This is a genomic window from Methylorubrum zatmanii (assembly GCF_014845115.1).
GTDB lineage: Bacteria > Pseudomonadota > Alphaproteobacteria > Rhizobiales > Beijerinckiaceae > Methylobacterium > Methylobacterium zatmanii.
This window is the reverse complement of record NZ_NKUI01000019.1, coordinates 1-12,809: the sequence shown is the minus strand read 5'-3', so window position 1 is coordinate 12,809 and position 12,809 is coordinate 1. Positions and strand designations below refer to the sequence as shown.

General features: G+C 71.1%; 10 protein-coding genes. 3 read left to right on the top strand and 7 right to left on the bottom strand.

The window, feature by feature from the left end:
- Positions 1–3 precede the first annotated feature (3 nt).
- Positions 4–1,335 carry a bifunctional 2-C-methyl-D-erythritol 4-phosphate cytidylyltransferase/2-C-methyl-D-erythritol 2,4-cyclodiphosphate synthase gene (locus tag MZTS_RS02675; RefSeq protein WP_192281216.1) on the top strand — a complete coding sequence of 444 codons (1,332 nt, stop codon included), beginning with the start codon at positions 4–6 and terminating at the stop codon, positions 1,333–1,335.
- Complete coding sequence (locus MZTS_RS02670; protein WP_192281213.1) at positions 1,332–1,853, top strand: nicotinamide-nucleotide amidohydrolase family protein; 522 nt, start codon at positions 1,332–1,334, stop codon at positions 1,851–1,853. Before MZTS_RS02675 ends, MZTS_RS02670 begins: the two co-directional genes overlap by 4 nt.
- A gap of 149 nt (positions 1,854–2,002) precedes the next feature.
- On the opposite strand, the gene MZTS_RS02665 is transcribed toward MZTS_RS02670, so the two are convergent.
- The 7 genes from MZTS_RS02665 to MZTS_RS02635 all read right to left on the bottom strand — a co-directional run bounded on the left by MZTS_RS02665 (position 2,003) and on the right by MZTS_RS02635 (position 11,886).
- Entirely contained in the window at positions 2,003–4,246 is a 2,244-nt protein-coding gene (locus tag MZTS_RS02665; protein WP_192281210.1) for a xanthine dehydrogenase family protein molybdopterin-binding subunit, read from the bottom strand.
- Complete coding sequence (locus MZTS_RS02660; RefSeq protein ID WP_192281207.1) at positions 4,239–5,291, bottom strand: FAD binding domain-containing protein; 1,053 nt, start codon at positions 5,289–5,291, stop codon at positions 4,239–4,241. The genes MZTS_RS02665 and MZTS_RS02660 overlap by 8 nt, the downstream gene beginning before the upstream one ends.
- Positions 5,288–5,782 (bottom strand): (2Fe-2S)-binding protein, encoded by a 495-nt coding sequence (locus tag MZTS_RS02655; RefSeq protein ID WP_009864419.1) that lies wholly within the window; start codon positions 5,780–5,782, stop codon positions 5,288–5,290. The genes MZTS_RS02660 and MZTS_RS02655 overlap by 4 nt, the downstream gene beginning before the upstream one ends.
- Positions 5,783–6,144: 362 nt before the next feature.
- Positions 6,145–6,522, bottom strand: a complete 378-nt coding sequence (copM, locus tag MZTS_RS02650) for a CopM family metallochaperone (RefSeq protein ID WP_009864866.1) — start codon at positions 6,520–6,522, stop codon at positions 6,145–6,147.
- A gap of 30 nt (positions 6,523–6,552) precedes the next feature.
- Positions 6,553–6,936 carry a hypothetical protein gene (locus MZTS_RS02645; protein ID WP_009864867.1) on the bottom strand — a complete coding sequence of 128 codons (384 nt, stop codon included), beginning with the start codon at positions 6,934–6,936 and terminating at the stop codon, positions 6,553–6,555.
- A gap of 29 nt (positions 6,937–6,965) precedes the next feature.
- On the bottom strand, positions 6,966–10,142 hold the full coding sequence (locus tag MZTS_RS02640; RefSeq protein WP_192281204.1) for an efflux RND transporter permease subunit: 3,177 nt from the start codon (positions 10,140–10,142) through the stop codon (positions 6,966–6,968).
- Between the two features lie 13 nt (positions 10,143–10,155).
- Positions 10,156–11,886 carry an efflux RND transporter periplasmic adaptor subunit gene (locus MZTS_RS02635; RefSeq protein WP_192281201.1) on the bottom strand — a complete coding sequence of 577 codons (1,731 nt, stop codon included), beginning with the start codon at positions 11,884–11,886 and terminating at the stop codon, positions 10,156–10,158.
- Positions 11,887–12,532: 646 nt separating this feature from the next.
- Here MZTS_RS02635 and MZTS_RS02630 point away from each other — a divergent pair.
- Positions 12,533–12,724 (top strand): hypothetical protein, encoded by a 192-nt coding sequence (locus MZTS_RS02630; RefSeq protein WP_192281199.1) that lies wholly within the window; start codon positions 12,533–12,535, stop codon positions 12,722–12,724.
- The last annotated feature ends 85 nt before the right edge of the window (positions 12,725–12,809 follow it).

Below are 12,809 nucleotides of genomic sequence, written 5' to 3'. Positions count from 1 at the left end.
AGCATGTCCGACCCCGCCGCGCGGCAGCCGGGAGGCTCACAGGATCCCGTCGTCGCCGCCGTGGTCGTCGCCGCCGGCAAAGGCCTGCGCGTCGGCGGCGACTTGCCCAAGCAATATCGCCGCGTCGGCGGCCGGGCCGTGCTGACGCGGACACTCGCGGCTTTGGCCGGCTCCGACCGCATCGCGCGCATTCAACCGGTGATCGCCTCCGACGCGCAGGATTTCTACCGGGAATGCCTCGCCGATCTCGACCCGGCCCATCGTGAGAAGCTGGCGGAGCCGGTGCCGGGCGGTGCGACCCGCCAGCAATCGGTGGCGGCGGGGCTCGAAGGGCTGGCGCGCTCCGGCCACCCGGATCTCGTGCTGATCCACGACGCGGCGCGGCCCTTCGTGGACGACGCGCTGATCGCCCGCGCCGTGTCCGCCGGGGCGGAGCACGGCGCGGCCGTGCCGGGCGTGGCGGTCTCCGACACCATCAAGCTCGTGGAAGAGATCGCGCCGGGAATCGGCCGCGTCCACGAGACGCCGGCCCGCGAGAAACTGCGCGCGGTGCAGACCCCGCAGAGCTTCCGCTTCGGACCGCTCCTCGACGCCCACCGCAAGGCGGTGGCGGAGGGGCGCGACGGCTTCACCGATGACGGGGCGCTGGCGGAATGGGCCGGATTGCCGGTGGTGGTGTTCGAAGGCGATGCCCGCAACAGGAAGATCACCCAGGCCGCGGACCTGATCGACGCGGATCGGGCTTTCTCCGGCCGGGCTTTCTCTGAAACCGCGGCCGCGATATCTGAAGACCCTATGACCACTTACGTGACCCGCCTCGGCACCGGCTTCGATGTTCACGCCTTCACGGAGGGCGACCATGTCTGGCTCGGCGGCGTGAAAATTCCGGCGGACCGGGGCGTGCTCGCCCATTCCGACGGCGACGTGGCGCTGCACGCGCTGACCGATGCGCTGCTCGGCGCCATCGCCGACGGCGATATCGGCACCCATTTCCCGCCCTCCGACGAGAAGTGGCGCGGGGCCGCCTCCGACCAGTTCCTCGCCCATGCCTGCCAGCTGGTGCGGGCGCGCGGCGGTAGGATCGACCATCTCGACGTGACCGTGCTGGCCGAAGCCCCGCGCATCGGCCAATATCGCGACGCGATCCGTGCCCGCATCGCCGAGGTTGCCGGGGTTCCGCTCTCCTCCGTCTCGATCAAGGCGACGACGACGGAGAAGCTCGGCTTCGTCGGCCGGGCCGAGGGGCTGGCCGCCCAGGCCGCCGCCACGGTTCGCCTGCCGGAGATCCCGGCGGAGATCGAGACCGAAGCGGAGACCAACGAGCGCCGCTCGTGATCGAGGACGCCGCCCTGCTCGCCCGCGCCGAGGCACTGGTGCGGGCCTATGCGGCGGCGAAGCAGCGTGTCGTGACCGCCGAATCCTGCACCGGCGGCTTGGTCGCCGGTCTGCTCACGGCGGTGCCCGGCTCCTCGGCGGTGATGGAGCGCGGTTTCGTCACCTATTCCAACGAGGCCAAGGCCGAGGCCATCGGCGTGCCGATGGACGTGATCCTGCGCCATGGCGCGGTGAGCGAGCCGGTCGCCCGTGCCATGGCGGACGGTGCGCTCGCCGCGTCCCGGGCGGAGGTCGCCGTCTCGGTGACCGGCATCGCCGGGCCGGGCGGCGGCAGCGCGGACAAGCCGGTGGGGCTCGTGCATTTCGGGCTGGCGGTGCGGGGCGGACCCACCCGCCACGTCGAACGCCGCTTCGGCGATCTCGGCCGCGCGGAAATCCGGCGGCTGTCGGTGGCGGAGGCGCTGGCGCTGCTCGAATCCGTCGACCTCGCTCAGGCGTCATCGGGCCGAACCGGCTGAGCGCAGCTCTTCGAGTCTGATCCGCCTCCTGAGCTGCGCCGCAAAGCGGGTCTCGACGGATGTCCCGGTCGGCTTCCGGAGGATCCTTCGAGGTTGCTGCGCGGCCGCTCACAAGAGGAGCGAATCAGAGACGCGCCTCGCGGCGAGTCTCACCCCAACAGCCGGTCCAGCGTGATCGGCGTCTTGCGCACGCGGATGCCGGTGGCGTGATAGACGGCGTTGGCAATGGCGCCCGCCGTGCCGGTGATGCCGATCTCGCCCACGCCCTTGATTCCGAGGGGATTCACGTGCGGGTCGTGCTCCTCGACCAGAATCGCTTCGATGGCGGGCACGTCGGCATTCACCGGCACATGGTACTCGCCGAGATTGGCGTTCATGACCCGGCCCGAGCGGGGATCGAGCACGGCGGTCTCGTGCAGGGCGAAGGACACACCCCAGATCATGCCGCCGTAATACTGGCTGGTCACGAGACGCGGATTGACGATCCGTCCGGCGGCGAAGGCGCCGACGAGCCGTGTCACCCGGATCTGACCGAAATCGGGATCGACGCTGACCTCGGCGAAGACGGCGCCATGGGCGTGCATGGCATAGGCCTCGCGCGAGGCCGGATCCGGCGCGGCCTTGCCCTCGGCCGAGACCGAGGCGCGGCCCGCGCGTGCGAGAATATCGGCGAACGATTCGCCACGGCCCTCGTCATCCCGGCGCAGCAATCGGCCGCCCCTGGCGAACACGCCGGCATTGCCCGCGCCGTAGAGCGGCGAGCGCTCGTCACCGGTGGCAAGCTCGGCGAGCTGCGCCAGCACGGCACTGGTGGCGGAATGGATCGCCGAACCGGCGGTGGCGGTATGGGCCGAGCCTCCGGCGATGCCGGCATTGGGCAGGTCGGAGCGGCCGCTCTGGAAATCGAGTCGATCGAGATCGATCCCGAGCCCGTCGGCGGCGATCTGGGCCAGGGCGGTCCAGGCGCCCTGGCCCATGTCGTGGGCGCCGAGCGCGACCGTGCCGGTGCCGTCGGCGCGGATCTCGGCCCGCGCCTCGGCCTGCATCATCAGGGCCGGGAACAGGGCGGTGCCGACCCCGTAGCCGACCAGCCGCCCGGCGGAATCGCGCATGGAGCGCGGCGCCTTCGCCCGCTTGTCCCAGCCGAACCGGGCCGCGCCCTGCGCGTAGCACTCCCGCAAGGCCTTGGAGGAGAAGGGCCGGCCGGAGATAGGCTCGGCCTCGGCGTAGTTCTTCAGGCGGAAGTCCAGCGGGTCGAGGCCGCAGGCCTCCGCCATCTCGTCGATGGCGCCTTCGAGCGCGACGCTGCCCGAGGCTTCCCCCGGCGCCCGCATGAACAGCGGCGTCCCGGTATCGACCCGCACGCCCGAATGGCCGGTCGAGACGGCGGGCGCCGCGTAGAGGTAGCGGGAGAGGGCGCTGGCCGGCTCGTAGAAATCGTCGAAGCTGCTCGTCGCGGTCAGGGTGTGATGGTCGAGGGCGGTGAGCGCCCCGGAGGCGTCGGTCCCGAGGCGCAGGGTCTGGCGGGTCTCGGCCCGGTGCCCCACGGGACCGAACATCTGCTCCCGGCGCAGCACCAGCTTGACCGGACGGCCGACGAGCTTGGCCGCCATCACCCCGAGCACCTGCGGGCCGAATAGAAAGCCCTTCGAGCCGAAGCCGCCGCCGAGGAAGGGCGAGCGCACGAGGACGTTCTTCGGATCGAGGCCGAACAGGGCCGCGAGCCGCATCTGGGCCGTGGCCAGGGCTTGGCTGGGCGTATCGACGATCAGCCGGTCGCCGTCCCATTGCGCGACGACGGCATGTGGTTCGAGGGGGTTGTGATATTGCGCCGCCGTCTCGTAGACCGTCTCGATGCGCCGCTCGGCCTCGGCCAGCCCGGCCTCGACATCGCCGCGGGAGGCGCGCGTCTTGTCGCCGGCTCCGACCGCCTCCGGCTCCTGCGGCGCTTCGACGTCGAGGCCGATCCGGGCGGGCTCGACCGCGTAGCGCGGGGCCAGCAGCTCGGCCCCCTCGGTCGCGGCCTCCAGGGTCTCGGCGATCACCACCGCGATCGGCTGATGCGCGTAGCGGACCTGATCGCTCTGCAGCAGATCGAGCCGGAACATGAAGGGATTGTCCTTCGCGTCCGGGTCCTGGGCGAGCTTCGGCGCATTGGCGCCGGTCATCACCGCGACGACACCGGGATGACCTTTCGCCGCCGCGACGTCGAGATGGGTCACGCGGCCCCGGGCGATGCGGCTCACCGCCATCACCGCGTGGAGCAAGCCCTCCGGCCGGTTGTCGGCGGCGTAGGTCGCGGCGCCGGTGACCTTCAGGATTCCGTCGCGGCGGGTCAGCGGCTGGCCGATGCTCGACCCGTGCCGGGCCTGCTCGTAGGCGATATCAGGCATGGAGCGCGCTCCCGTCAGCGAAGGCGGAGGCCGGCAGGGCGAGCATGCGCTCCGGGGTGCCGGCGGCGGCGAGGGTGAGCGTCCGCACGATCAGGCGGCGGGCAAGCTCGATCTTGAAGGCGTTGTCGCCCGAGGGCCGGGCCTCGGCCAGAGCCGCATCGGCCGCCGCGCGGAAGCTCGCCTCGCCCGGCTCGGCGCCGGCCAGAACCGCCTCGGCGGCGCGGGCGCGCCAGGGCTTGAGGGCGACACCGCCGAGCGCCAGCCGCGCCGCGCCGATCCGCCCGCCCTCAAGGCGCAGCGCAGCAGAGGCCGAAACCACCGCGAAGGCGTAGGAGGTGCGGTCGCGGATCTTGAGGTAGCGTGAATGGCCGGCGAAGGCGGCGGCGTCTTGCGGAAGGCGGAGGGAGACGATCATTTCCCCCGGCTCCAGCACCGTCTCCCGCTCCGGCGCGTCGCCGGGCAGGCGGTGGAAGGCCTCAAGCGCCACCTCGCGGGTGCCGGCCTTCCCCGCGATCTCGACCACGGCATCGAGGGCCACCAGCGGCACGCAGAGATCGGACGGGTGGGTGGCGATGCATCGCTCGCTCCAGCCGAGCACGGCGTGGAGGCGGGTTTCACCGCCCCGCGCGTCGCAGCCGGCGCCGGGATCGCGCTTGTTGCAGGCGCTCGCCGGATCGTAAAAATAGGGGCAGCGGGTCCGCTGCATCAGGTTGCCGGCGAGCGTCGCGGCGTTGCGCAACTGCGCCGAAGCCCCCGACAGAAGCGCCTCGGCTACGGCCGGGTAGGCGCGGGCGAATTCCGCGTCGTAGGCGAGGTCGCTGTTGCGCACGAGCGCGCCGACGCGATGCCCCCCGCCGGGCAAAGCCTCGATCCGGTCGAGCCCGGGCAGATGCGTCACGTCCACGAGGCGCGTCGGGCGGGTGATCCCGCCCTTCATCAGGTCGAGCAGGTTGGTGCCGGCGGCGAGATAGGCGGCGCCCGGCTCGGCGGCCGCCGCGACGGCCTCGGCCACCGATCCGGCGCGGACGTAATCGAAGCGGTTCACGCAGCCTCTCCCTGTTCGGAGGCGAGGCGGGCCTGGGCCTCGAGCACGGCCTGGGTGATGCCGATATAGGCGCCGCAGCGGCAGAGATTGCCGCTCATGCCCTCCCGCACCCGCTCGGGATCGTCGCCGGCCTGTCCCTCGCGGATCAGCCCGACAGCGCTCATGATCTGGCCCGGCGTGCAGAAGCCGCATTGAAAACCGTCATGGTCGATGAAGGCGGCCTGCACCGGATGCAGCGCGTCGCCCCGTGCCAAACCCTCGATGGTCAGCACGTCGGCGCCGTCGAGGCTCACGGCCAGGGCGAGGCAGGAATTCACCCGCCGCCCGTTCACCAGCACCGTGCAGGCACCGCACTGGCCCCGATCGCAGCCCTTCTTCGAGCCGGTGAGGTGAAGCCGTTCGCGCAAGAGATCGAGAATGGTGACGCGCGGATCGTCGAGGTCGATCGCACGGGTTTCACCGTTGACGGTGAGCGTGAGACTGAAGCTCATGCGGAGAAGGCTCCCGGGCCCGCATCCTGTCTGGAAGCGTTTCAATTTAGCCCGGCCGTTTCACGTGACCAGTGCGGTGCACTGAGGCAATTGCGGGCAATTCGCCCAGTTCTTCGGCTTCTCCCCGTTTCGTGAAGGTCCCCGCCGTGGTGGACCCGCTGCTTCGGTCGAGCATGGTCCGCCTCGAAGCGGGGCGCCAGATTCCGGGTTCGCCTTCGGCCCCCGGAATGACGGGTATCGACGGTGCGCGGTCCGCCAACGCATCTTGAGCGTGACACTCATTGAACGGAGCAAACCCCAGCGCCTCGCACCGCTTGCAGGGCGGAATTCAGTTCGATCCGCCTGATCGGCCAAGCCCGCTCTCACTGCCCCTTGGCGGCCTCCTTCCGCTTCAGGAAGGCCTCCATCTGCGCGATCTCGGTATCCTGCGCCTTGACGATGTCCTCGGCGAGCTTGCGGATCTCGGGATCCTTCGAATGTTCGAGGGCGATCCTGGCCATGGCGATGGCGCCGCGGTGATGCGGGATCATTCCGCGCACGAAATCGACATCGACATCGTTGGTGTAGCGGATGTCCATCTCGCGATGCATCCGGGCATCCGCGTCGCGAAACGCCCGCGTCGCAGGCGTGTCGGCTACGGCCCCCTTCGCGTCCGATGCGCCGTGATGATGATGGTGTCCGTCCTCGGCGAGTGCCGGACCGGCCAGGATGAGAAGGGCGGCGAGGGCGATGCGCTTCATCGTGGTGTTCTCTTTAGTCTGGAGGAAAAATCAGTCGAAACGGGCGCTGGCGGTGGCGCCATCGGGGGCGGTGATGCGCAAAGCCCCGGCGGGTTGGTCGCCGAGGGGCGCGTCGGCCCGGCCGGCGAGCCGGCCGCCTTCGGGCACGAGCGGGATGCGGACGGCCTTGGAGCCGGCCTTCAGGATCGCGACCGCCTTGAAGCCCTCGACCGGCAGCGCCTTGCCGCCGCCGTCGCTGAGATAGACGGAGACCGCATCGCCCCTGGTGACGAGTTCGGCGTGCCAAGCTCCGGCATCCTCGACGCGCCCGCCATGTGGGCCGGGCGCGTGGTCGTGATCGTGAGCCGGACCGGCGCTCGCGGGCGTGGCGAGCAGGGCCAGCGCCAGGAGGAAGCCGCGTGGTTTCGCGCGCATCGTCGATGGTCTCCTCACAGGAAAAGGGATCAGAAAGCCTCGCGCGCCGGGGCGTGCAGGCTGTCGGCGGAAGGGGGCGCGTGCAGCCGGGCGAAGGCCCTGCGCCCGACCATCAGCACCAGCACCGGGGTCAGGAGCGCGTCGAGCAGCGTCGCGCTCATCAATCCGCCGAAGATCGTGACCGCCACCGGATGCAGGATCTCCTTGCCGGGCGCCGAGCCGTCGGTGAGGAGCGGCACCAGGGCGATGCCGGCCGAAAGCGCCGTCATCAGCACCGGGGTCATCCGCTCCAGGCTGGCCCGGGTCACGAGGGCGGGACCGAGGGGCAGCCCCTCGTCACGGCTCAGATTCAGCATGTGGCTGATCTTGAGGATGCCGTTTCGGGCGACGATGCCGGTCAGGGTCACGAAGCCGATCATCGACGCCACCGACAGGGGCAGGGCGGCGATCCAGAGGGCGGCGACGCTGCCGACCAGTGCCAGGGGCACGTTGCCCATCACGATGAGCGCCAGGGGCACCGAGCGGTAGCGCCCGTGCAGCAGGGCGAAGACGAGGGCGAGGGAGACGAGGCTGAGCAGGCCGATGGTCCGCGCGGCCTCGCCCTGCGCCTCGTAGGTGCCCTCGATCCGGGCCGAGACTCCCTCCGGCAGCCGGGTGCCGTCGAGGACGCGGCGGATGCCGCCGACGATGGCGGCCATGTCGGTACGGCCGTCGGAATTGGCCTGGACCACGATGCGCCGCCGCCCGTTCTCGCGCAGGATCTGGTTCGGCCCGTCCGTCTCGCGGATATCGGCGATCTCGCGGGCCGGCACCCAGCCCGACGGCGTCTCGATCAACAGGTCACCGAGCGCCTGGGGGCTGCGCCGGGCCTCGGGCAGGCGCAGCACCACGTCGAAGCGGCGCGGCCCGTCGGCGATGGTCGAGAGGGTGCGCCCATTGGCGAGCCGGGCGATGGTCTCGACCACGTTGGAGGGCGAGACGCCGTAGAGCGCGGCCCGGCCGTGATCGACCCGGATGTCGAGCTGCGGGATACGCACCTGCCGCTCGACCTGGAGGTCGGTGACGCCGGGCACCTCGCGGGCGATGGCCTCGCGCAGACCCTCCGCCGCGATGCGCAGGGCATCGAGATCGTCGCCGACGAGCTTGAGCGCGATCTCGGCGCGGACGCCCGACAGCATGTGGTCGAGCCGGTGCGAGATCGGCTGGCCGACATTCACCGCCACCGGCAGGACCGCCAGACGCTCCCGGATCTCGGCGATCACGGTCTCGCGCGGACGGCCGGCCTTCAGGCGCACTTCGAGGTCGGAGGAATGGACGCCCTCGGCATGCTCGTCGAGTTCGGCCCGGCCCGTGCGGCGCCCGACCGTGGCGACCTCGGGCATGTCGAGGATCAGCCGCTCGGCGATGGCGCCAACCCGGCTGCTCTCGGCGAGCGAGATCCCGGGACGGAAGGTGACGTTGATGGTGAGCGAGCCCTCGTTGAAGGCCGGCAGGAACGCCCGGGGCAGATGCACGGCGGCGATGCCGGCTCCGACCACGCAGAGGGCGACGCAGGAGACTAGCATCCGCGGATGGGCGAGGGCGTGCCTGAGCAGCGCCGCATTGCCGGCCTTGAGCCTGCGCACCAGGGCCGGTTCGCGCTCGGCGAGGGAGGCCATGCCGGGCAGGAGGTAAGAGGCGAGCACCGGCGTCAGCGTCACGGAAACGAGCAGGCTCGCCAGGATCGCGACGATGTAGGCCTGCCCCAAAGGCGCGAACAGCCGACCCTCGATGCCGGAGAGGGCGAAGAGCGGCACGAAGACCAGCACGATGATGGCGGTGGCGTAGACGATGCCCGAACGCACCTCGCTGGAGGCGGCCACCACCACGTCGAAGACGCTGCGGGGCGAGCCCTCCGCCCGATTCTCGCGAAGGCGGCGGAAGATGTTCTCGACATCGACGACGGCGTCGTCGACCAGTTCGCCGATGGCGATGGCGAGTCCGCCGAGCGTCATGGTGTTGATCGAGAAGCCCAGCAGCCAGAATACCAGGGCCGTGGCGAGGATCGAGACGGGGATCGCCGTGAGCGAGATCAGTGTCGTGCGCAGGTTCATCAGGAAGGCGAACAGCACGAGCGCCACCACGGCGACCGCCTCGATCAGCACGCGCTCGACATTGGCGAGCGAGGTCTCGATGAAATCCGCCTGCCGGAACAGGATCTTCTGCGCGTCCATGCCCTTCGGCAGAGAGGGAGCGATCTCCTTCAGCGCCGCCTCGACGGCCTGCGTCAGCCGCACCGTATCGACGCCGGGCTGCTTCTCGACCGAGAGGATCACCGCCGGCTCGCCGCGGTAGCCGCCATCCCCGCGCTTCGGCCGCGCGGCGAACGCGACCTCGGCGATCTGGCGCAGGTAGACCCGGCCCTCGACCGCCGGATTGCCCGTGCCGGGCAGGTCCGCCGCCGCGGTCGCCCCCTGCGGGCCGGTCGGGATCACGAGGTTGCGCAGATCCTCCAGGCTCAGGGTGCGGCCGATATTGCGGATCAGGATCTCGCGGGCATTGGCATCGGCGAATCCGCCGCCGGCATTGGTGCCGAAGCCGGACAGCGCGTTCGCCAGAGCCTCGTTGCTGACGCCGAGCGCCCGCATCGCCGCCGGGTTGGGGCTGACCCGGAACTGGCGCACCTCGCCGCCGATGGGGATCACCTGCGCCACACCGGGAATGGCGAGCAGGCGGGGCCGGAGGGTGAAGTCGGCGGTCTCGCGCAGCTGCATCGGGCTCAAGCCCTCGCCCGTGACCGCGACGAGGAGGATACCGCCCATGATCGAGGCGACCGGGCCCATCTGCGGGGCGATGCCCTGCGGCAGCTCGGAACGGACCAGAGCGAGGCGTTCCGCCACGAATTGCCGGTCGCGGTAGAGGTCGGTGTCCCAGCCGAACTCCACGGTGACGATGGAGAGCCCGGCGCCCGAGACCGAGCGCACACGGGTGACGCCGGGCAGGCCGTTCATCCGCGTCTCGATGGGGTAGGTGACGAGTTGCTCGACCTCCGGCGGGGCGTAGCCCTCCGCCTCCGTCATCACCGTGACGGTGGGGCGGTTGAGATCGGGCAGCACATCGACCGGCAGGCGGGTCAACGCGAGCCCACCCGCCAGCACCAGGGCGAGGCAGAGCGCGAGCACCAGCACCCGGTTGAGCAGGGCAGCGCGAACGAGGAGGGCGAACATGACGCGTCTCCCCTCAGCGAACCTGATCGAGCAATTCGGCGCCCTGGACGACCACGCGCCGGCCGGGGGCGAGGCCGCCCGCGACCAGCACCTGCTCCGCGTCCAACGGCTCGACCCGCACGATTCTCGGCTCGAACCGCTCGGCCGAGACATGCTCGTAGACCACTGTGCCGCCCTCGCCGCGAACCACGCCGGAGCGGGGCAGGGCGAGGCCGTTGGCGGATTCGCCGGTCGGCGCCAGCACGGTGACGAACTGGCCGAGCCGCACGGACTCGACGGGGCCGGTGATCGCGAACTGGACCGGCACCGCCTGGTTGCGGTCGGCGAGGCCCGCGCCGCGATAGATCAGGGCCAGGCTGCGTCCATCGGGCAGCCGCGCGGTGGCGGCGGCCCCGGCGTCGAGGCCGACGAAGCTCAGGGCCTCGACATAGAGCCTGTCCGGATCGACGATGCGGAACACCATGGTGCCCGGCGCCGCCATCTGGCCGGTGATCGCGGCCCGCTCGGCGATGACGCCGTCCACGGGGGCGACCAGTTCCTCGGGCGCCCGGCGGATCGTGTCGAGGGCGGCGCGCCGATCCTTCAGGCCGGCGAGTTCGGCACGGGCATCCTCCAGGGCGGTCTGCGCCACGGCGCCGGTCGCGGCGAGTCGCTCGTAGCGGGCGACCTTGCGGCCGGTGATGGCGATCTGCTGATCGAGGTCTCCCTGCGTCTGGCGCATGTCGGATTGATCCACGGCCTGGACCGGCGGGGTCACGGTGCCGAGCACGTCGCCCCTGCGAACCCGCGCCCCGAGATTGGGGAAGCCGCCCGGCGGCGGGGCGAGCCGGCCGCCGACGGAGGATTGCACCACGCCGCTGGCATTCGGATCGGCGATGACGCGGCCAGGCAGTTCCACCGTGCGGCGGTGTTCGGCCAGTCCGGTCACACCGGTGCGGAGGGCGAGAAGGCGCTGCGTCGATTTCGGCACGAACACCGCACCGTCGGGCAGGCGCCGGGCTCGCTCCAGGCCCAGTTCGGCCGGCCGCGTCAGGGCAGCGCCCTGGACCGGAGGCGCCGCCTCGGCGCCGTGACCGTGCCCTTCATGGGCGAAGGCCGCACCGCCGACCAGCAGGGTCAGGGTGATGGCGAGCACCGCGAAAGCCGGCAAAGCCCGGCGTGCCCGCAGGAGCATGATGACGGCCAGCCCCAGCAGGAAACCGCCGGCGGCGGCGCCGACCGGGCCCTGGTGCGTCAGGTGCCGCCGGACATTGGCGAGCCAGGCCGGCCCCTCCGATGAAGCGGGAAGGACCGAAGTGGGCGGGGGAGCGGGCAGGGGAGCGGGCAGGTGCAGATCGAGGTCCAGCACATCCGTGACGCCGTCGGCGGTCACGGTCGCGAGCAGATCGTGACTGCGGCTCCGGGCCAGCCAGGGCGCCGGCATCTCGTAGACGCCGTCACCGATGGCGGTGGCCACCACCGGGCCGTCCGGCGTCTCGACCTCGATCCCGGCGGCGGGCACGGGCGCGTTGGTGGCGAACCGGTCGAGATAGAGCCGGAGCTTCGCCTCCGCCGCCACCGCAACCAGCTCGAATTCGGATGAACGCGCCTCCGCGCGTGGCGCCGCCTGAACCGGCGAAGCCGGCGGCGGGGCGCCGTGATCGTGCCCGTCGTGAGCCAGGACATCGTGGCCCGAGAGCGATGCGGCGGCCAGCGCGACGCAGACGGCCAGCGCCCGAAGCGCCGCCGCAGGATGGATGAACATATCGAACGACACCTTCGCCGGAGATGCAACGACAGCGTCCGGCGCCCCCATGGGCAGCGGACGGAGTTCGGGCGTCAGGCGAAGGGTCTGGGAGGCTCGATCTGCGCCTCGGGCAAGATCCCCGAAAGGCGCGGCCCGTCACCGACCGTGGCACGAGCCTGCACCATCGGCGGTGCGAGGACCGGAACGGGGGAGGGGGCGAGGCCTGTAGCGCAGCAGGAGGACGGGGCGTGACCGCAGGCCGCGCAGGCCGGACACGCGCAGGCGAGGCGGGAGAGGCCCGCCGTCTGCGCCGGGACCACGTGCTCGGACGCAACAGCCGCGAGGGATCGGCCGGTCAGCTCCAGCGGAGCGTCAGCCACAGGCTGCGCGACGGGAGCATGCGCGTGAGAGCCATGGGCGCGCGCACCGGTCGGCATCAGCGCAGCGGCGATCGTCACGATCACCGCCGCCAGCCAGAGCGCTATGTGGCCTGCGGGCTTCATGATGAGGCACGCCTAGCATGAAGGCGTCACCATCCAAAGGGGGTGTCCATTCAACCGAGGCATATAAATTAAGAGGGCGGCATCCGATCCGCGCCGATCGCGTGTTGCCGGCAGCCGCACAGTGAACCTGTACTTCGGTCCGGTTACACCCGCCCGTTCTCTTGGCCATCATCGACTTCGCGACCGCCGACTTCGCCTTTCGACAAGCTCTGCCTGCACCGGCCGCCGCTGTCTGCACCGGCGCGGCACATCGCCTCGCGAACGGCGGAATGACACAAGTCCAGATGGATGGCATGCGACGCGACGATCTCTCTATCCATCGGCAAGCCGAATCGAAGACCTTTCTAAACTGATGTTCCGCCTTGGCGGCAGCCGCCGGTGTGAAGCCGGCTCAACTCGGCCGCAGCCAGCCTCCAGGATGTCCTGTGTGGATGGCTC

Coding starts and splice junctions, on each gene's coding strand:
- MZTS_RS02655 (WP_009864419.1), bottom strand. CDS start 5,782: ATGAGCTTCAGTCTCACGCTCACCGTCAACGGTGAAACCCGTGCGATC.
- MZTS_RS02675 (WP_192281216.1), top strand. CDS start 4: ATGTCCGACCCCGCCGCGCGGCAGCCGGGAGGCTCACAGGATCCCGTC.
- MZTS_RS02640 (WP_192281204.1), bottom strand. CDS start 10,142: ATGTTCGCCCTCCTCGTTCGCGCTGCCCTGCTCAACCGGGTGCTGGTG.
- MZTS_RS02635 (WP_192281201.1), bottom strand. CDS start 11,886: ATGTTCATCCATCCTGCGGCGGCGCTTCGGGCGCTGGCCGTCTGCGTC.
- MZTS_RS02645 (WP_009864867.1), bottom strand. CDS start 6,936: ATGCGCGCGAAACCACGCGGCTTCCTCCTGGCGCTGGCCCTGCTCGCC.
- copM (WP_009864866.1), bottom strand. CDS start 6,522: ATGAAGCGCATCGCCCTCGCCGCCCTTCTCATCCTGGCCGGTCCGGCA.
- MZTS_RS02665 (WP_192281210.1), bottom strand. CDS start 4,246: ATGCCTGATATCGCCTACGAGCAGGCCCGGCACGGGTCGAGCATCGGC.